This window comes from Variovorax sp. J31P179 (genome assembly GCF_030316985.1).
Classification (GTDB): Bacteria; Pseudomonadota; Gammaproteobacteria; order Burkholderiales; family Burkholderiaceae_C; genus Variovorax; species Variovorax ginsengisoli_B.
The window spans coordinates 170,031-189,249 of the sequence record NZ_JASZYL010000005.1 but is presented as its reverse complement, the minus strand read 5'-3'; the positions used below and the strand labels follow the sequence as shown (position 1 = coordinate 189,249).

Genomic DNA, 19,219 nt, shown 5'->3' with positions numbered 1-19,219 from the left:
CGCTATCGCAGGACGACCTGCGTCTTGAAAGGCAGCCGGCCCAGGGCCTGCTGCAACTGTTGGCGCAAGGGCTCGGCCTGCGCACCCGCGGCCGTGGCATCGATGCGCACCTTGAGCGCGTTGTCGCCATCGGCCTCGACCAGTGGCCGCGCCGCGGCGTCGAGGCCCAGCGCGGCGCAGGCTTCGCCGACCATCGCTTCGGCCACCCTGCGCGCGGCCATCGCGCGCAGCTCGGGCTTGTAGATCTTGCCGACGTTGGTCATCGGCATGCTCTCGATCACGATCACCGAACGCGGCTTGGCCGGCGCCTCGTCGACCCGCGCGGCGGCGAACTCGAGCAGTTCGGCCTCGCTGGCCGAGGCGCCGGGGTTCAGGGTCGCGAACACCACCGGCAGCTCGCCGGCGTAGGCATCGGGCGCGCCGACCGCGGCGCACAGCTGCACCGCGGGGTGGGCGCCGAGCGCGTCCTCGATCACCTTCGGGTCGATGTTGTGGCCGCTGCGGATGATCAGGTCCTTGGAGCGGCCGCTGAGGTTCAGCCGTCCTTCGCCATCGATCCAGCCCAGGTCGCCCGTGGCGAGCCAGCCGTCTGCGGTGAACGCCTTGGCGTTGTCGGCCGGGTCGACGAAGCCCGAGAACAGGTTGGGCGACTTGAACAGCACCATGCCCTGCTCGCCCGCCGGCAGGTCGCGGTCGCTGGCGTTGCCGTCGGCGTCCAGGGCCACGACGCGCAGCTGCGAATATGGCAGCCGGAAGCCGACGCAGCCGGCCGGCCCGACGACGCCCGGCGGCGTGATGGTCGAGATGCCCGCCATCTCGGTCATGCCGAGGCTCTCGTGCACGTGCAGGCCGAACAGCCGCTCGAAGCGGGCCGCGAGCTCGGGCGCCAGCACGGCGGCACCGGTGCGGCAGTAGTTGATCGACGAGATGTCGGCGCCGTCCAGCGGCACGTTGGCCAGCGCCGCGAGCACCGTGGGCACGGCGGACAGCGAGGTCGGCCGGTACTTCTCGACCAGCCGCCAGTAGTTCGCCAGCACCTGCTTGTTGCGCAGCAGCGCGGTGGTCGGGATGATGACTTCGACGCCCGCCGACAGAGAGGCCAGCGAAGCCGGCAACACGCCGGCGACGTGGAACAGCGGGTAGCCATTGATCGACGCGTCGTTCGGGCCCTGGCCGGTCATGTTGACGCTGGCCCAGGCCGTGAACACCTGCGCGCCATGGCTGTGGCGCGCGAGCTTGGGCGCACCGGTCGTGCCGCCGGTGTGGAAGTAGGCGGCGATGTCGCCCGGCGCGATGTCGCGGCCGCTGGCCAGCCGGTCGTCGGGCTCGGCGGCACGCAAGGCGCCGAAATCGGCCACGCCATCGGGCAGGTCGCCGGCGCTGCCGGGCGCCTCGTCGTGCGGCGCCACCCGCAGCACCGTGGTCAAGGTGGGCACCTGGCCGCGCAGGCGCATCGCCTTCGACCACATGCCCGACTCGGCGTCCGAACCGTAGGCGATCAGCACCTTGGCCCGGCCCGCGGTCATCAGGGCCACCAGCTTCTCGTCGGTCAGCAGCGGATTGAGCGGCTGGACGATGCCGGCCGCCTCGCCGCCCCAGAGCGCCAGGTGGTAGTCGAGGCAGCCCGGGAGCAGCACCGCCACCGCGTCGTCCGGGCCGACGCCGAGCCGGTGCAGCAGGTTCGCGGTCTGGTGGATGCCGGCCAGCAGCTGCGCATAGGACCAGCGGATCGGCGCGTCGGCCGGGTCGCCGGTGCGCAGGAAGGTCAGCGCGGTCTTGTCGCCGAAGGCGGCGCCGGAATTGCGGAAGATCTCGTAGGTGCTGCGCACCGTGAGCGCTTCGGCCAGCGGCGCGGCCTCGAGCTTTCGGATGTCGTCGAGGCTGCGAATCGGAAACGATGCGCTGAAGGGCGCTGCGCTCATGGTCCTGTCTCCTGCAAATGTCGTCGCCCGATCATGCGCCGCGCGGGCCGCGGCGCAAATCGCCGGCTATTGGTTCTTGATGTTGTTGTCGCGGATCACCTTGCCCCAGCGCTCGTAGTCCTGGCGCATGCGGGCCGTCATCTGCTCGGGCGTCTGGAAGGCCGCGAAGGTGCCGACGCCTTCGAGCTTGGCTTGCACTTCCTTGTCGGCCAGCGCCTTCTTCAGTTCGGTGTTCAGGCGTGCGATCACGTCCTTGGTCGTGCCGGCCGGCGCCAGCATGCCGCCCCACGAGGTGGCATCGAAACCGGGGAAGCCCTGTTCGGCGACCGTCTTGACATCGGGCAGCAGGCTCAGCCGCTTGGACGAGCCGACCGCGATGGCGCGCAGCGTGCCCGAGCGGATGTGGGGCAGCACCGCGATCAGGTCCGAGAACATCATCGGCACCTGGCCGCCGATCAGGTCGGTCACGGCCGGCGCGCTGCCGCGGTAGGGCACGTGCTGCATCTCGAACTTGCCCACGTTCTTGAGGCTCTCGGTCGTCAGGTGGCCGAAGCTGCCGGCGCCCGCGGTGGTGTAGTTGAACTTGCCGCCGTCGGCACGGGCCTTGGCGATCAGCTGCTGCAGGCCGGTGACCTCGGGCAGCGCCTTGGGGTTCACGACCATCACGATCGGCAGGTCGTAGGTGGTGCCGACCGGCGTGAAGTTCTTGAAGATGTCGTAGCTGGTCGGGCCGTAGAGGTGGCCGGCCAGCAGGGTCGGCGTGGCCAGCATCACCAGCGTGTAGCCGTCCGGCGCCGCCTTGGCCGCGATCGCCGCGCCGATGGTGCCGGAGGCGCCGCCGCGGTTGTCGATCAGCACCGGCTGCTTGAGCCCTTGCGCCATCTTCTGGCCGATGATGCGGGTCGCGACGTCGGTCGGGCCGCCGGCCGGGAAGGGCACGATGATGGTGATCGGCTTGGTTGGAAAAGCCTGGGCGAAGGCGCCGCCGGCGAGAAGCGGCAGTGCCAGGGCGAGCAGGGCGCGGCGCGCCGGATTGCGAACGGAAACGGGAATGCGAAAGGACATTGGGTACGGTTCAGTGGCGTCAGAGGACGCCGTTGGATTTCAGTTGCGAGAGCTTTTCGTCGGACAGGCCGAGCAGCGACTGCAGCACCTCGTGCGTGCCTTCGCCGAGCTGGGGCGGCGCATTGCGCACCGGCAGCCGCTCGCCGTCGAAGCGGTAGGGCGGGGCCAGCACGTTGACCGTGCCGGCCACCGGATGCGGCTGCGTGGTCACGAGGCCGGCCTCGGTGGCGCGCTTCGATTGCAGCGCCTCGAGCAGACCGAGCACTTCGCCGCACGGGATGCCCGAGCGGGTCAGCTGCTCGAGCAGCGCACGGCGCTTGCGCTTGCCGAGTTCGCGGTTGATCTCGGGCATCAGCAGCGCGCGGTTGGCGGAACGCAGGATGTTGGTCTTGAAGCGCTCGTCGGCCGCGAGGTCGGGCCGCTCGATCACGTCGGTGCAGAAGCGCGCGAACTGGCTGTTGTTGCCGACCGTGATCACCAGCGGGCCGTCTTCGGCGTCGAACACGCCGTAGGGCACGATCGACGGATGCGCATTGCCGTAGCGCGGCGGGTCTTCGCCCAGCAGCAGCGCCTCGAGGCCGTAGTAGGCCGTGATCATCAGGCCGCAGTCGAACAGCGCCATCTCGACGTGGCGGCCACGGCCGGTCTTCTGGCGTTCGAACAGGGCCGCGAGAATGGCTTGCGCCGAGTACATGCCGGTGAACAAATCGACCGCGGCGACACCGAACTTGAGCGGCGGCTGGTCGGCTTCGCCGTTGATCGCCATCAGGCCGGCCTCGCCCTGCACCACCAGGTCGTAGCCGGGGCGCGCGGCTTCGGGGCCGGTGCGGTCGTAGCCCGAGATCGAGCAATAGACCAGCCCCGGGTTGATCTCGCGCAGGGCCTCGTAGCCCAGGCCGAGCTTGTCGATGCCGCCGAACTTGAAGTTCTGGATCAGCACGTCGCACTTCTTGACCAGCTCGCGCACGATCTCCTGGCCTTCGGCGGTCTGCAGGTCGATCGCGACCGAGCGCTTGTTGCGGTTGACGCTGTTGAAGTAGGCGGTCTCGGTGTTGCCGACGCGCAGGCCCCAGTCGCGCGTGTCGTCGCCGCGCACCGGGTGCTCGACCTTGATCACCTCGGCGCCGAAATCGGCCAGCACCATGCCGCACCAGGGACCGGCCAGGATGCGCGAGAGGTCGAGCACGCGGACGCCCGCGAGCGGCAGCGCGCCGTTCATCAGTGGACCTCCTTGCCGAGCGCGATGTAGCGCTGCAAATGGTGGTCCTCGTCGCCGAGCTGGTGGTCGATCATGACCAGGCGCTTGGCGTAGTGGGCCAGTGGCAGTTCCCAGGTCATGCCGATGCCGCCGTGCAGCTGGATGCTCTCTTCGGCGACCAGCGCACCGATGCGGCCGATGCTGAACTTGGCCGCCGACAGCGCGCGCTCGCGCGTCACGCGATCGGCGTCGATGGCCGCTGCCGCGTTGATGACCGCCGAGCGGGCCTGCTCGATCTCGAGCAGCAGGTCGGCCATGCGGTGCTGCAGCGCCTGGAAGCTGCCGATCAGCACGCCGAACTGCTTGCGCGTGCGCAGGTACTCGAGCGTTTCGGTCTTGGCCGCTTCCATGGCGCCGAGCGCCTCGGCGCACAGGGCGAGCACGCCGCGGCCGATGGCGCGCTCCAGCGTTGCGTGGGCTTGCCCTTCGGTGCCGAGCAGTGCATCGGCGCCGAGCGCGAGCTTGTCGAAGCGGAGCTCGGCCACGCGGCCGCCATCGATCGCGGGGCAGTCGCGCACCGCCAGGCCGGCGGTCTTCGCCGGCACCAGGAACAGCGAGATGCCGGCTTCGTCGTCGACCGCACCCGCGGTGCGCGCCGAGACCACGAACAGGTCGGCCTGCGCGCCCTGCTGCACCACCACCTTGGCGCCGTCGAGCACCCAGCCGTCAGCGCTTCGCGCGGCACGCGTCTCGACGCGCGCGAGTTCGTAGTGGCTGCCGGCTTCGTCGTGGGCCAGCGTCGCGATCGTGGTGCCGCCGATGATCTCGGCCAGCAGCGCCTTCTGCGTTTCGCTGCCCGCGGCGGAGATCGCCTCGCCGGCCATCACGGCGCCCAGCAGCGGCTCGACCACCAGGCCGCGGCCCAGCGCCTCGAAGACCACCGCGATGTCGAAGCCGCCGCCACCGAAGCCGCCGTCGGCCTCGCCGAACAGCGCGCCGATCACGCCGAGCTCGGCGAACTGGCGCCAGATATCGGCGCTGAAGCCTTCGGGCGATTTCGCGATGCGGTCGCGCGTGTCGAAGGCGTACTGTTCCGCGATGAAGCGGTTCAGGCTGTCGGCGAGCATGCGCCGGTCTTCGCTGTGTTCGAAATTCATGGCGTTGCCTTCAGAGCCCCAGGATCATCTTGGAGATGATGTTCTTCTGGATTTCATTGGAGCCGCCGAAGATCGACAGCTTGCGGTTGTTGAAATAGCGCGCCGCCGCGGCGGCCGAATACTCGGGGCCGAACGGATTGCCGTCGAAGCCGTCCTCGAGCGCCTCGGCCACGAAGGGCCGCGCCTGCGCGCCCATCGCGCGCCGCGCCAGCGACGAGATCTCCTGCCGGATCTCGGTGCCGCGGATCTTCAGCATCGAGCTCTCGGCCCCCGGCACGCCGCCGCCGGCCACCGCCGCGATCACGCGCAGGTTGGTGGTCTTCATGTTCTCGAGGTCGATCTCGACCTTGGCCATGCGCGCGGCGAAGGTCGGATCCTCGGCCAGCGGGCGGCCGCTCTTGCGTTGCCTTGCGGCGATCGCCTTGAGCTGCGCCATCGCAGCCACCGAGAAGCCGACGCCCGCGATGTTGGTGCGCTCGTAGGTCAGCAGGTACTTGGCGCAGGTCCAGCCCTTGTCTTCCTCGCCGACCAGGTTCTCGGCCGGCACCCGCACGTCGGAGAAGAAGACCTCGTTGACCTCGTGCTCGCCGTCGAGCGTGATGATCGGCCGCACCTCGACGCCGGGCGACTTCATGTCGATCAGCAGGAAGCTGATGCCTTCCTGCTTCTTGGCTTCGCGGTTGGTGCGCACCAGGCAGAAGATCATGTCGGCGTGCTGGCCGAGCGTGGTCCAGGTCTTCTGGCCGTTGACGATGTAGTGGTCGCCCTGGGCGTCGATGCCGCGCACCGCCTGGGTCTTGACCGAGGCCAGGTCGGAGCCCGCGCCGGGTTCGGAGTAGCCCTGGCACCACCAGTCGCTGCCGTCGAGGATGCGCGGCAGCCAGTGGCGCTTCTGCGCCTCGTTGCCGTACTTGATCAGCACCGGGCCGAGCATGTTGACGCCGAAGGGCACGATGCGCGGCGCATGGGCGAGCGCGCATTCGTTCTCGAAGATGAACTTCTCGACCGCGGTCCAGCCCGGGCCGCCGTACTGTTCGGGCCAGTGGTTGGCGAGCCAGCCGCGGGCGTTGAGGATGGCATGCCATTCCTGCATGTCGGCCTTCGACAGATGCTTGCCGCTGGCGACCTTGTCGGAGAGGCGGGCCGGCAGCTTGTCGGCCAGGAAGGTGCGCACTTCGCTGCGGAAGGCTTCTTCTTCGGGGGTGAAGTTCAGGTCCATGGTGGGTCCTTCTAGTCAGTTGAGGACAGAGCAAAAACTGCTGCGCAGTTTCTTGGTCTGTCCCGCAAGGTCTCAGTAAATCTCGAAAAGCCCGGCCGCGCCCATGCCGCCCGCAATGCACATCGTCACCACCGCGTACTTCGCGCCGCGCCGTTTGCCCTCGATCAGCACGTGGCCCGCGAGCCGTGCGCCGGTCATGCCGAAGGGGTGGCCGATCGAGATCGCGCCGCCGTCGACGTTGAGCCGTTCCGACGGAATGCCGAGCTTCTCCTGGCAGTAGATCGATTGCGAGGCGAAGGCCTCGTTGAGCTCCCACAGGTCGATGTCGTCGACCTTGAGGCCATGGCGCGCCAGCAGCTTGGGCACGGCGAACACCGGGCCGATGCCCATCTCGTCGGGCTCGCAGCCGGCCACGGCGAGGCCGCGGAAGGCGCCCAGCGGCTTGAGGTTGGCGCGCTCCGCGTCCTTGGCTTCCATCAGCACGCAGGCAGAGGCGCCGTCCGACAGCTGCGAGGCATTGCCGGCGGTGATGAACTTGTCATCGCCCATCACGGGCTTCAGCTTGGCGAGCGCCTCGTAGGTGGTGCCCCGGCGATTGCAGTTGTCCTCGGTGGCGGTCACTTCACGATGCGTGACCGCCTTGGTCTCCTTGTCGGTCACGGCCATCGTGGTGGTGCAGGCCACGATCTCTTCCTTGTAGCGGCCGGCGAGCTGCGCCTCTTCGGTCTTGCGCTGGCTCTCGGCCGAGAAGCGGTCCTGCGCCTCGCGGCCGATGTTGTAGCGCTGGGCCACGATGTCGGCGGTCTCGATCATCGCCATGTAGAGCGCCGGCTTGTGCTCCTGGATCCAGGGGTCGATGCCGCTGTCGCCGGCATCGGTGGCGCTGCGGGTGCGGATCTGCGAGATGCTCTCGACGCCGCCCGCGATCATCGCCGGGGCGCCGTCGACCACGATGCGTCCGGCGGCCATCGCGATCGCCTGCAGGCCCGAGGCGCAGAAGCGGTTCACCGTGGTGCCGGCGATCGAGATCGGCAGGCCGGCGCGGATGATGCCCTGGCGCGCGATGTTGCGCCCGGTCGTGCCTTCGGGGTAGCCGCAGCCGAGGATCGCGTCCTCGATCAGCGCCGGGTCCAGGCCCGAGCGCTCGACCGCGGCCTTGACTGCGAAGGCGGCGAGCGTGGCGCCCGGCGTGATGTTGAATTCGCCGCGGTGCGCCTTGGTGAGCGGGGTGCGGGCGGTGGAAACGATGACGGCTTCGCGCATGGTGATCTCCTTGGTTTTGTGGGTCTGTCCCGCAGGGTCTCAGTCTTTGTTGAGGCTGGCGAAATCAGCGCCGCGCTCCACCAGCTCCACCAGCAGCGGCGAGGGCTTCCAGAACACCGGGTCCTGCTTGGCGAATTCCTGGATGTCGGCCAGCACCTTCGGCAGGCCCACCATGTCGGCGTACTTCATCGGGCCGCCGCGAAAGCGCGGGAAGCCATAGCCGTACAGGAAGGTCACATCGACGTCGAGCGGCCTGAGCGCGATGCGCTGGTGCACGACATTGGCGCCCTCGTTGATCATGGCCGCCATGTAGCGGCGCATGATCTCGTCCTCGCTGAAGCTGCGCGGCGTGATGCCGGCGCGCTGGCGCTCGGCATCGATGATGGCGAGCACTTCGGGGTCGGGCTGGCCGGTGCGCGCGCCTTCGGGGTAGAGGTAGTAGCCGCGCTGGGTCTTCTGGCCGAACCAGCCGCGTTCGCAGATGCGGTCGGCCACCTGCACGTAGCGCGCCTTGGGGTCGCGCGTGGCGGCCTTGCGCTTGCGCGTGGCCCAGCCGATGTCGCCGCCGGCCAGGTCCGAGACCTGGAACGGGCCCATCGGGTAGCCGAAGTTGCGCACCGCCGCGTCGATCTCGTACGGCGAGGCACCGTCTTCCATCATGTGGTCGGCCGCCTGGCGGTACACGGCCAGGATGCGGTTGCCGATGAAGCCGTCGCAGACGCCGGCGCGCACCGGCACCTTCTTGAGTTTCTTCGCCAGCTCGAAGCCGGTCGCGACCACGTCGGCACTGACCTTGGCCGGCACCACGATCTCGAGCAGCTTCATGATGTTGGCCGGCGAGAAGAAGTGCAGGCCGACCACGTCGCCGGGGCGCGAGATGCTGGCCGCGATCTCGTCGATGTCGAGGTAGGAGGTGTTGGTGGCCAGCACCGCGCCGGGCTTGCAGACGCGGTCGAGTTCGGCGAACACCGCCTTCTTGACCGCCATGTCCTCGAACACCGCCTCGACCACGATGTCGGCCTTGGCCAGCGCATCGTAGGAGGTCGAGCCCGAGAAGCGCGCCATCACGGCGTCCTTGGCCTCGGGCGTCATGCGGCCCTTCTTGACCAGGCCATCGTAGACCTTCTCGACGTTGGCGCGGCCGCGCGCGAGTTGCACATCGTCGCGCTCGATCATCGTGACCGGCATGCCGGCGTCGAGCATCGCCACCGCGATGCCGGCGCCCATGGTGCCGCCGCCGATGATGCCGGCCGATTCGAGGGCGCGCGGCTTGGCGGCCTTGGTCTCGGGCGCCTTGAGCACTTCGCGCTCGGCGAAGAAGGCGTGGATCAGGCCGGCCCGCTGCGGGCTGTCGATGCACTCCAGGAACAGCTTGCGCTCGAGCGCCATGCCTTCGTCGAAGGGCTTGGTGAGCGCGGCCTCGACGGCTTCGATGATCTTCATCGGCGAGAACAGGCCGCGGCTCTTCTTCGCGGTGTCGGCGCGCGCGGCTTCGAGCGCGGCGCGGCTGGCTTCGGCGTCGGCCAGCGCCTGGGCGTCGCGCGTGCGGCGCACCGGCGCCTTGGCGGCGATCAGTTCACGGGCATAGGCCAGGCCTTCGGGCAGGGCCTCGCTGCCTTCGCCGAGGCGATCGACCAGTCCTAGCGCGAGCGCTTCCTTGGCGCCGGCGTGGCGGCCGCTCAAGATCAGTTCGAGCGCGGCCTTGGCGCCGATCAGGCGCGGTGCGCGCTGCGTGCCGCCCGAGCCCGGCAGCAGGCCCAGAGCGACTTCCGGCAGGCCCAGCTTGGCCGAGGGCACGGCCAGGCGATAGTGGGCGGACAGCGCGATCTCGAGCCCGCCGCCCAGGGCCGCGCCCTGGATCGCGGCCACCACAGGCTTGCTGCAGTTCTCGATCGCGGCGCAGACCTCGGGCAGCAACGGCGGCTGCGGGGTCTGGCCGAACTCGCGGATGTCGGCGCCGGCGATGAAATTGCGTCCGGCACCGACGATCAGCACGACCTTGGCCTCGCTGTCGGCCTCGGCCGCGGCGATCGCGGCGGCCAGGCCGCGCCGGACGTCGACGCCCAGGGCGTTGACCGGCGGGTTGTCGATGGTCACGACCAGCACGTCGGCTTGGCGCGTGAAGCTCACGGGGGAGGCGGAAGTTGCGGGGGTCTGGGCCATGGTGTGTCTCCGATTGCTTGACGGGGCGATGGGTCCGGAATGAACCCAGCATTCTTGACCCGGCTCCGGCCTTTGACAATTGCATTGACCATTGACAGACTGTCAAAGGATTTTTGACACAATGGTGGCCATGGACCTGCAATCGCTGACCCTTCTGGTCGAGATCCTCGATGCCGGCAACCTGAGCGCAGCCGCGCGCCGGCTCAAGATGAGCCGGGCCAACGTCAGCTACCACCTGAACCAGCTCGAGCGCTCGGTCGGCGCCCAGCTGGTGCGCCGCACCACGCGGCGGGCCGAGCCGACCGAGATCGGCCTGCGCCTGTACCAGCATGGCCTGGCGATCCAGGGCGAGCTGCTGGCGGCCAGGGAATCGGTGACCACGCTGGGACAGAGCCTGCAGGGCCGGGTGCGCCTGAGCGTGCCGAGCGGCTACGGCCAGCTCGTGATGTCGGGCTGGCTGATCGATTTCAAGCGCATGTACCCGGGCATCGTGCTCGACGTGCTGTTCGAGAACCGGATCGAGGACCTGCTGCGCGACGAGGTCGACATCGCGATCCGCGTGATACCCGAGCCGCCGCAGAACCTGGTGGCGCGCGAGCTCGGGCCGGTGCGCTACGTGGCCTGCGCCTCGCGCGGCTTTGCCGAGGCGAACGGCCTGCCGACCCAGCTCGACCAGTTGCAGGGTGCGCCGGTCGTCACCTCGGCGGTGGTCGGGCGCCAGCTGCGCGTGTCGGCCTACCAGGGCGAGGAGCGGCGCGAGGTGATCCTCGAGCCGACGCTGATCTCGGAGAACTTCCTGTTCCTGCGGCAGGCGATCCTGGCCGGGCTGGGCATCGGGCTGGTGCCCGACTACGTGGTGCTGGACGACGTCCGCCGCGGCGAGGTCCTGACCACGCTCGACGACTGGCGGCTCAGCATCTTCGGCACCGGGATGTACATGCTCTACATGCCGAACCGGCAGCACACGCGGGCGATCCGGACTTTCATCGATTTCATTCTGGAGCGGGTGCGCGGCAACGCTGCGGCGAACCCGCCCGCGCCGTAGCGGGCTTCGTTGCGCTCCGATGCCAACGCGCCCCGGAGGGTCTTGCGGCGCGGTCAAAATACTGTTTATTCATCCAGTATCTGGCCCCCCATGGACCTCCAGCAGAAACTCGCCATCCTCGCCGACGCCGCCAAGTACGACGCCTCGTGCGCGTCCAGCGGCACGAGCAAGCGCGACTCGCTCGGCGGCCGCGGCATCGGCTCGACCGAGGGCGCCGGCATCTGCCACAGCTACGCGCCTGACGGCCGCTGCATCTCGCTGCTCAAGATCCTCCTGACCAACCACTGCCAGTACGACTGCCTCTACTGCGTCAACCGGGCCTCCAGCAACGTGCCGCGCGCGCGTTTCCGCGTCGACGAGGTGGTGCAGCTGACGCTCGACTTCTACCGCCGCAACTGCATCGAGGGGCTGTTCCTTTCGAGCGGCATCATCAAGTCGCCCGACCACACCATGGAGCAGGTGGTCGAGGTGGCCCGCGCCCTGCGCGAGGACCACGGCTTCCGCGGCTACATCCACCTGAAGACGATTCCCGATGCCAGCGACGAGCTGTTGCTGCGCGCGGGCCGCTACGCCGACCGCCTGAGCATCAACGTCGAACTGCCGACGGCCGCCGGGTTGAAGGCGCTGGCACCCGAGAAGGACGAGGGCGCGATCCGGCGCTCGATGGCGCGGCTGCGGCTGCACATCGACGAGCGCGAGGACGACGCCCGCCGCGTGCTGCCGATCCGCGCGCTGCCGGCCGCGGCGCCGAAAGCCGCGAAGCCGCCCCGCTTTGCGCCGGCTGGCCAGAGCACGCAGATGATCGTCGGCGCCGACGCCACCGACGACCGCGACATCCTGGCGTCGAGCGCCACGCTCTACGGCGCTTACCGCCTGAAGCGCGTGTACTACTCGGCCTTCAGCCCGATTCCCGATGCGGCGCGCGCCTTGCCGCTGCAGGCGCCGCCGCTGATGCGCGAGCACCGGCTCTACCAGGCCGACTGGCTGATGCGCTTCTACGGCTTTGCGCACGACGAGATCGTGGCCGCACCGGACGGGCTGCTGCGGCTCGACGTCGATCCCAAGCTCGCCTGGGCGCTGGCGCATGAGGGACGTTTTCCGGTCGACCTCAACACGGCCCCCCGCGAATGGCTGCTGCGCGTGCCCGGCCTCGGCGTCAAGGCGGTCGCGAGCCTGCTGCAAGCCCGGCGCGTGCGGCGCCTGCGGGCCGAGGACCTGCAGCGGCTGCACCTGCCGGCGCGCAAGGTGCTGCCCTTCGTGCAGGTCGACGGCCACCGGCCCGCGGCGCGGCCGCGCGCGGTGCACGAGGCCCGCGCGCGCCAGGCGCGGCAGCAGCAGGCACCGCTTTTCTGATGGCGCGCCACAGCGTGCGCCTCGACGGCGCGGCCGACCGCGAGGGCTTCCGGCGCGAAGCGAGGCGGCTGCTCGGGCAGGGTGCCGAGCCCTCGGAGGTCGACTGGTCGGACGACGACACGCCGCGCGGCGCCACGGCCTCGCTGTGGGGCGACGAAGCGCCCGGCGAGCCCGGCCATGCGCCAGGAGCGCCGGCCGTGGTGCATGTGCCCGCAGGCTTCGCGGCGCTCTGCGACGAGGCCCTGCTGCACAGCGAACCCCAGCGCTTCGCACTGCTCTACCGCCTGCTCTGGCGGCTGCTGCGCGAGCCGGCCATGCGGCACGATCCGCTCGACCCCGATCTGCTGCGGGCGCAGCAACTGGCCCGAGAGGTCCGCCGGGACATCCACAAGATGCGCGCCTTCGTGCGCTTCACCCGCGTCGACGGCGAGCGCCATGTCGCCTGGTTCGAGCCCGAGCACCACATCGTCGAAGCCAATGCGCCCTTCTTCATGCGCCGCTTCGCCCAGATGCGCTGGGCCATCCTGACGCCCGAGCGCTGCGTCGAATGGGATGGCGCCGATCTGCGTTTCGGCCCGGGTGCCGACCGCCGCGAGAAGCCGCCGCCCGATGCCGGCGAGCAGCTCTGGCTGACCTACTACGCCCACATCTTCAACCCGGCGCGACTCAAGCTGGCGATGATGCGGCGCGAGATGCCGCGTCGCTACTGGCACAACCTGCCCGAGGCGGCGCTGATCGAGCCGCTGTCGGCAGCGGCCGGCGAGCGCAGCCGCGCCATGATCGAAGCGCCGCCGACGCCGGCCCGCCGCATCCGGGCGCCGATCCCGCTGCATCCGATGCCGGCGGAAGGCGCCGTGCCACAGTCGCTCGACGAACTGCGCCTTGCCGCCAATGCCTGCCGGGCCTGCCCGATCGGTGCCCTGGCGACGCAGGCGGTCTGCGGCGAAGGGCCGCCGCAGCCGGCGCACATGCTGGTCGGCGAACAGCCCGGCGACCTCGAGGACCTGGAGGGCCGGCCCTTCGTGGGCCCCGCCGGGCAGTTGCTCGACCAGGCCATGGCACACCTGGGCTGGCCGCGCGATGCGGTCTACCTGGCCAACGCGGTCAAGCACTTCAAGTACGAGCTGCGCGGCAAGCGCCGCATCCACAAGACGGCGGCCCAGCGCGAGGCCGAGGCCTGCGCGGGATGGCTGGCCCACGAGATCGCGCTGGTGCGCCCGCGCGCTCTGGTCGCGCTGGGTGCCACCGCGGCACGGGCCCTGCTCGGCCGGCCGGTGGCCGTGCAGTCCGAGCGCGGGATCTGGCTCCGGGAGCGCAGCGACGGCCTGCCGGTCTTCGTGACGCTGCATCCCTCTGCGCTGCTGCGGCTGCCCGACGACCAGCGGGCCGACGCATGGGCGCGCTGGCTTGCCGACCTGGCCCTCGCCCAACAGCGGGACTGACGCTGCGCGATGGGACAATCGGCCCCATGACCACCCCCGCCGACACCCTCACGATCACCCGCCCCGACGACTGGCACCTGCATGTGCGCGACGGCGCCGCGCTCGAAGCCGTGCTGCCGCATTCGGCCCGCCAGTTCGGCCGCGCGCTGATCATGCCCAACCTGCGCCCGCCCGTGACCACCGCGCAGCAGGCGCTCGACTACCGCACCCGCATCCTCGAGGCGCTGCCCGCCGGCTCCGCTTTCCAGCCCGTGATGTCGCTCTACCTGACCGACAAGCTGCCGCCCGACGAGATCGAGCGCGCCGCCGCGGCCGGCGTCCGCGCCCTCAAGCTCTACCCCGCCGGCGCCACCACCAACAGCGATGCCGGCGTGACCGACATCAAGAAGACCTACGCCACCCTCGAGGCGATGCAGAAGCACGGCCTCCTGCTGCTGGTGCATGGCGAGGTGACCGACCCGGCGGTCGACCTGTTCGACCGCGAGGCGGTCTTCATCGACCGCGTGATGATCCCGCTCAGGCGCGATTTCCCCGAACTCAAGGTGGTGTTCGAGCACCTGACGACGAAGGAGGGCGCCCACTACGTGCGCGATGCGAATCGCTTCACCGCCGCCACGATCACGGCGCACCACCTGCTCTACAACCGCAACGCGATCTTCACCGGCGGCATCCGGCCGCACTACTACTGCCTGCCGGTGCTCAAGCGCGAGACCCATCGCGTGGCGCTGGTCGAGGCCGCCACCAGCGGCAGCGACCGCTTCTTCCTCGGCACCGACAGCGCCCCCCACCCGGCCGCGCTCAAGGAGCATGCGCTGGGCTGCGCCGGCTGCTACACCGCGCTGACCGCGATCGAGCTCTACGCCGAGGCCTTCGACAACGCCGGTGCGCTCGACAAGCTGGAAGGCTTCGCGAGCTTCCACGGCCCCGACTTCTACGGCCTGCCGCGCAACACCGACAGCGTGACCCTGCGGCGCGAAAGCTGGACCGTGCCCGAGACCGTGCCCTACGGCGACGCCACGCTGAAGCCCTTGCGCGGCGGCGAGACCGTGGCCTGGAGGCTCGCATGAGTCTGTCGCCACGCGTGATGCTGCTGGTCGACGCCGACAACGTGTCGGCCGACGTGATCGAGCAGGCGCTCGAACGCACCCTGGCCGAGCACGGCGCGGTGCATGTGCGGCGCGCCTACTGCAATGCAGAGACCGCACTCAAGCAGCAGTCGCTCTTCAAGCGGCTGTCCATCCGGCCGATGGTCAACCTGTCGGCCGGCAAGAACAGCACCGACATCGCGCTGGCGGTCGACGCCATCGACCTGGTGATCGCCGAACGGCCGGATGTCGTGGTGCTGGTGTCGTCCGACTCCGATTTCGCGCCACTGGTGATCCGGCTGCGTGAAAAGGGCTGCCGCGTCTGCGGCATCGGCCAGCAGGGCAAGACCGGCGAGGAGACCGTGGCGATCTACGACAGCTTCGTCGACCTCCAGCATCATTCGTCTTCGAGCAAGGCCGCCGTTGCCAGGCCCGCCGCCCGGCAGGCCGCCAAGGCGGAGCCCGCACCCAAGCCCGCCGCCAAGCGCACCGCGCGTGCGCCGCGCCGCACCAAGGCCGAATCGCCCGCCCCGGCGCCGCGCGCCCCGGTGCTGCCCGATGACGTGCTGCACATCCTCGATGCCGTGGCCGAGCTCGGCATGGGCAACAAGGTCGAGCTCAACGTCGCGGCCGAGCGACTGCGCGCCGCCAAGCTGCTCGGCAAGAGTGCGAGTTCGCCCAAGCTGTTCAAGAAATACCCCGAACTGTTCCTGCTGACCCCCGAGAAGACGCCCAACAAGGTCCAGTACATCGGGCCGATGCCGGCCTGAGGCGACGGCGATGGCTGCCGGACTGGCCGTCGACGCCGCATTGCCCTGGCTGGCGCCGTTCGCGCCCCGCGTGCAACGGGTGGCCGCAAGAACTGCATCCGGCCTCGGCGTGGCCGAGGCGCTGGCGAGCGAGCCGTCGCCCATCGACCTGGCCGCCGGGCCGCTGCGCTTCGTCGCGGGCGACAGCGCGGGCGCCGAAGCCTACGAGGCTTTCATCTTCCGTACCGCGGGCGTGCCGACGCGGGACAACCTGCACGATCTCTTCAACGGCCTGGCGTGGCTGCGCTTTCCGCGCGCTAAGCGGCGCCTGAACGAACTGCAGGCGGCGGAGATCGCACGCGCCGGCATCGGTGCCACCCGCGGGCCGCTGCGCGATGCGCTGACCCTCTTCGACGAGAACGGCGCGGTGCTCGAAGCCCCCGCAGCCCTGTGGGAGGCGCTGCTCGCGCGCGACTGGCAGCGGCTCTTCGTCACGCGGCGGGACCTGTGGCGCGACGCCCGGCTGCAGGTTTTCGGCCACGCGCTGCTCGAGAAGCTCGCCGCCCCGCGCAAGGCGGCCACCGCCCATGTGCTGATGGCACCGGGTGCCAGCCCGTCGCTCGGCGCGGACGACTCAAGGATCGCGGCGGCGCTCGATCCCGCCTGGCTCGCCACCAAGCCCTTCGTGCCGCTGCCCGTGCTGGGCGTGCCGGGCTGGTGGGCGCCCAACGAGGCGCCGGCCTTCTACGACGACCCTTTCGTCTTCAGGAGCCCGCGGCGGCGGCGCGAGATTTCCTTCTGATTCCAGTTGGTATTCGGTACTTTGTCAGCCCTGCGGGACTTAATCTTGCTTCCCCCGGTTCCTCCTATGATGGCGCCCGAACCCTTGCAAGCCGGGTCGAAACCCTCATGTCCAGAGGCGGACACCCCTGTTTTCCCACGGAGAATCCAACTTGAAACGCATCCTTCTTTTCGTCCTGACCAACGTCATGGTGGTCGCGGTCCTGGGCGTGGTTGCCAGCCTGCTGGGCGTCAACCGCTTCCTCACGGCCAACGGGCTCAACCTCGGGGCGCTGCTCGGCTTCGCCCTGATCATGGGCTTCGGCGGCGCGATCATCTCGCTGCTGATCAGCAAGCCGATGGCCAAGTGGTCGGCCGGCGTGCGGATCATCAACGACCCGCAGTCGCCCGACGAGGCCTGGATCGTGCAGACCGTGCGCAACTTCGCCGACAAGGCCGGCATCGGCATGCCCGAGGTCGGCATCTTCGAGGGCGACCCGAACGCCTTCGCCACCGGCGCCTTCAAGAACTCAGCGCTGGTGGCGGTGTCGACCGGCTTGCTGCAGAACATGACGCGCGAAGAGGTCGAGGCCGTGATCGGCCACGAGGTGGCGCACGTCGCCAACGGCGACATGGTCACGATGACCCTGATCCAGGGCGTGATGAACACCTTCGTCGTGTTCCTGTCGCGCGTGATCGGCTATGCGGTCGACAGCTTCCTGCGCCGCAACGACGAACGCTCGTCGGGTCCGGGCATCGGCTATTTCGTGACCACCATCGTGCTCGACATCGTGCTGGGCTTTGCCGCCGCCATCGTGGTGGCCTGGTTCTCGCGCCAGCGCGAATACCGTGCCGACGCCGGCGCGGCGCAGCTCATGGGGCGCAAGCAGCCGATGATCAATGCGCTGGCGCGCCTGGGCGGCCTGCCGCCCGGCGAGCTGCCGAAGTCGGTCGAGGCCATGGGCATCACCGGCAAGCTCGGCAGCCTGTTCGCCACCCACCCGCCGATCGAGCAGCGCATCGCGGCGCTGCAGGGCGCGCAGGGTTGATCAGCCGGCGCGCGCGGCCATGCTGCGCGCGACCGCTTCGGCGACCTTGATGCCGTCGACCCCCGCCGAGAGAATTCCGCCCGCATAGCTCGCGCCTTCGCCGGCCGGGTACAGGCCGCGCACGTTGAGGCTCTGGAAGTCCTCGCCGCGGGTTATGCGGATCGGCGACGAAGTGCGGGTCTCGACGCCGGTCAGCACCGCGTCGTGCAGGTCGAAGCCCTTGATCTTGCGGCCGAAGGCCGGGAAGGCCTCCCGCATGGCTTCGATCGCATAGGCCGGCAGCGCGGCGTGCAGATCGCCGGGCGTGACGCCCGGCTTGTACGACGGCTCGACACTGCCGAGTGCGGTCGAGGGCCGGCCGGCGATGAAGTCGCCGACCAGCTGGCCCGGCGCGCGGTAGTCGCCGCCGCCGAGCACGAAGGCATTCGATTCCAGCGAGCGCTGCAGTTCGATGCCGGCCAGCGCCGGGCCGGTGCGGCCGTCTTCCCAGCCCGGGAAGTCGCGCGGCTCGATCCCCACCACGATCCCCGCGTTGGCGTTGCGCTCGTTGCGCGAGTACTGGCTCATGCCGTTGGTCACGACCCGGCCCGGCTCGCTGGTGGCGGCCACGACGGTGCCGCCCGGGCACATGCAGAAGCTGTAGACCGAGCGGCCGTTGCTCGCGTGGTGCACCAGCTTGTAGTCGGCGGCGCCCAGCAGCGGATGGCCGGCATGCCGGCCCCAGCGGGCGCGGTCGATCAGGCCCTGCGGATGCTCGACCCGGAAGCCGATCGAGAAGGGCTTGGCCTCGATGTGGACGCCGCGCGCGTGCAGCATCTCGAAGCTGTCGCGCGAGCTGTGGCCGAGCGCCATCACCACGTGGTCGGCGCGCAGCTCTTCGATCTTGCCGGTCTGCTGGTCGCGCACGACCAGGCCGCGCAGCGTCTTGCCGCCGTCCGGGCCGTCCTCGAGCAGCACGTCGGTCACGCGCTGCTCGAAGCGGATCTCGCCGCCGAGCCGGACGATCTGCTCGCGCATGTTCTCGACCACCTTGACCAGCTTGAAGGTGCCGATGTGCGGGTGGGCCACGTAGAGGATCTCGGGCGGCGCGCCGGCCTTGACGAACTCCTCCATCACCTTGCGGCCGAGGAAGCGCGGGTCCTTGATCTGGCTGTAGAGCTTGCCGTCGGAGAAGGTGCCGGCGCCGCCTTCGCCGAACTGCACGTTCGACTCCGGGTTCAGCACGCTCTTGCGCCACAGGCCCCAGGTGTCCCGGGTGCGCTGGCGCACGGTCTTGCCGCGCTCCAGCACGATCGGCTTGAAGCCCATCTGGGCCAGCATCAGGGCGGCGAAGATGCCGCAGGGGCCGAAGCCGACCACCACCGGACGCAGCGGCAGCTCGGCGGGCGCCTCGACCGGTGCCTTCCAGGACATGTCGGGTGTCGCGCCGATGCGCGGGTTTTCCGCGAACTTCGCCAGCAGGCGGGCTTCGAGCGCCGGATCGGCGATCGCCACGTCGACGATGTAGACCTGCAGCAGTTCGGCCTTGCGGGCATCGAAGCTGCGCTTGAAGACCGTGTGGCCGGCCATGGCCTCGACGGCGATGCCGAGGGTGGAGGCGATGGCCTGGGGCAGTGCCGCCGCGTCGTGGGCGAGGGGGAGCTTGATTTCGGAGATGCGGATCATGGCTGGAGGCCCGTATCGATCGGGCAGGGGCTGTGATCCCGCAAGTGTATTACAATTTTGTATT

General features: G+C 69.7%; 15 protein-coding genes. 7 read left to right on the top strand and 8 right to left on the bottom strand.

The features are described from left to right. Nucleotides 1-2 precede the first annotated feature (2 nt). The 7 genes from QTI17_RS14720 to QTI17_RS14690 form a co-directional block, all read right to left on the bottom strand. Nucleotides 3-1,922, bottom strand: a complete 1,920-nt coding sequence (locus QTI17_RS14720; protein ID WP_286534005.1) for an acyl-CoA synthetase — start codon at nt 1,920-1,922, stop codon at nt 3-5. A gap of 66 nt (nt 1,923-1,988) precedes the next feature. Further along, nucleotides 1,989-2,987, bottom strand: a complete 999-nt coding sequence (locus tag QTI17_RS14715; RefSeq protein WP_286534003.1) for a Bug family tripartite tricarboxylate transporter substrate binding protein — start codon at nt 2,985-2,987, stop codon at nt 1,989-1,991. A 19-nt stretch (nt 2,988-3,006) separates the two neighbouring features. Further along, on the bottom strand, nt 3,007-4,206 hold the full coding sequence (locus QTI17_RS14710) for a CaiB/BaiF CoA transferase family protein (RefSeq protein WP_286534002.1): 1,200 nt from the start codon (nt 4,204-4,206) through the stop codon (nt 3,007-3,009). Further along, complete coding sequence (locus tag QTI17_RS14705; RefSeq protein ID WP_286534001.1) at nt 4,206-5,342, bottom strand: acyl-CoA dehydrogenase family protein; 1,137 nt, start codon at nt 5,340-5,342, stop codon at nt 4,206-4,208. The genes QTI17_RS14710 and QTI17_RS14705 overlap by 1 nt, the downstream gene beginning before the upstream one ends. A 10-nt stretch (nt 5,343-5,352) precedes the next feature. Continuing rightward, complete coding sequence (locus QTI17_RS14700; RefSeq protein ID WP_286534000.1) at nt 5,353-6,561, bottom strand: acyl-CoA dehydrogenase family protein; 1,209 nt, start codon at nt 6,559-6,561, stop codon at nt 5,353-5,355. 72 nt (nt 6,562-6,633) lie between these two features. Next, nucleotides 6,634-7,824, bottom strand: a complete 1,191-nt coding sequence (locus tag QTI17_RS14695) for an acetyl-CoA C-acyltransferase (RefSeq protein ID WP_286533999.1) — start codon at nt 7,822-7,824, stop codon at nt 6,634-6,636. Between the two features lie 39 nt (nt 7,825-7,863). Continuing rightward, the gene (locus tag QTI17_RS14690; protein ID WP_286533997.1) at nt 7,864-9,987 is read right to left on the bottom strand and encodes a 3-hydroxyacyl-CoA dehydrogenase NAD-binding domain-containing protein; all 2,124 of its coding nucleotides are present in this window, start codon (nt 9,985-9,987) and stop codon (nt 7,864-7,866) included. Nucleotides 9,988-10,117: 130 nt separating this feature from the next. Between QTI17_RS14690 and QTI17_RS14685 the strand changes: the two genes are divergently transcribed. From QTI17_RS14685 to htpX, 7 genes are all read left to right on the top strand, one after another. Continuing rightward, nucleotides 10,118-11,032, top strand: a complete 915-nt coding sequence (locus QTI17_RS14685) for a LysR family transcriptional regulator (protein WP_286533995.1) — start codon at nt 10,118-10,120, stop codon at nt 11,030-11,032. Between the two features lie 90 nt (nt 11,033-11,122). After that, nucleotides 11,123-12,385 (top strand): putative DNA modification/repair radical SAM protein, encoded by a 1,263-nt coding sequence (locus QTI17_RS14680; RefSeq protein ID WP_286533994.1) that lies wholly within the window; start codon nt 11,123-11,125, stop codon nt 12,383-12,385. Further along, nucleotides 12,385-13,827, top strand: a complete 1,443-nt coding sequence (locus QTI17_RS14675; RefSeq protein ID WP_286533993.1) for a UdgX family uracil-DNA binding protein — start codon at nt 12,385-12,387, stop codon at nt 13,825-13,827. Before QTI17_RS14680 ends, QTI17_RS14675 begins: the two co-directional genes overlap by 1 nt. 26 nt (nt 13,828-13,853) lie before the next feature. After that, the gene (gene pyrC, locus QTI17_RS14670) at nt 13,854-14,894 is read left to right on the top strand and encodes a dihydroorotase (RefSeq protein WP_286533991.1); all 1,041 of its coding nucleotides are present in this window, start codon (nt 13,854-13,856) and stop codon (nt 14,892-14,894) included. After that, nucleotides 14,891-15,682 carry an NYN domain-containing protein gene (locus QTI17_RS14665; protein WP_286533990.1) on the top strand — a complete coding sequence of 264 codons (792 nt, stop codon included), beginning with the start codon at nt 14,891-14,893 and terminating at the stop codon, nt 15,680-15,682. The genes pyrC and QTI17_RS14665 overlap by 4 nt, the downstream gene beginning before the upstream one ends. A gap of 10 nt (nt 15,683-15,692) precedes the next feature. Then, entirely contained in the window at nt 15,693-16,463 is a 771-nt protein-coding gene (locus QTI17_RS14660) for a DUF3025 domain-containing protein (protein WP_286533989.1), read from the top strand. Nucleotides 16,464-16,614: 151 nt separating this feature from the next. Beyond that, entirely contained in the window at nt 16,615-17,490 is an 876-nt protein-coding gene (htpX, locus tag QTI17_RS14655) for a protease HtpX (protein ID WP_286533987.1), read from the top strand. On the opposite strand, the gene QTI17_RS14650 is transcribed toward htpX, so the two are convergent. Further along, complete coding sequence (locus QTI17_RS14650; protein WP_286533986.1) at nt 17,491-19,155, bottom strand: NAD(P)/FAD-dependent oxidoreductase; 1,665 nt, start codon at nt 19,153-19,155, stop codon at nt 17,491-17,493. Between the last annotated feature and the right edge of the window lie 64 nt (nt 19,156-19,219).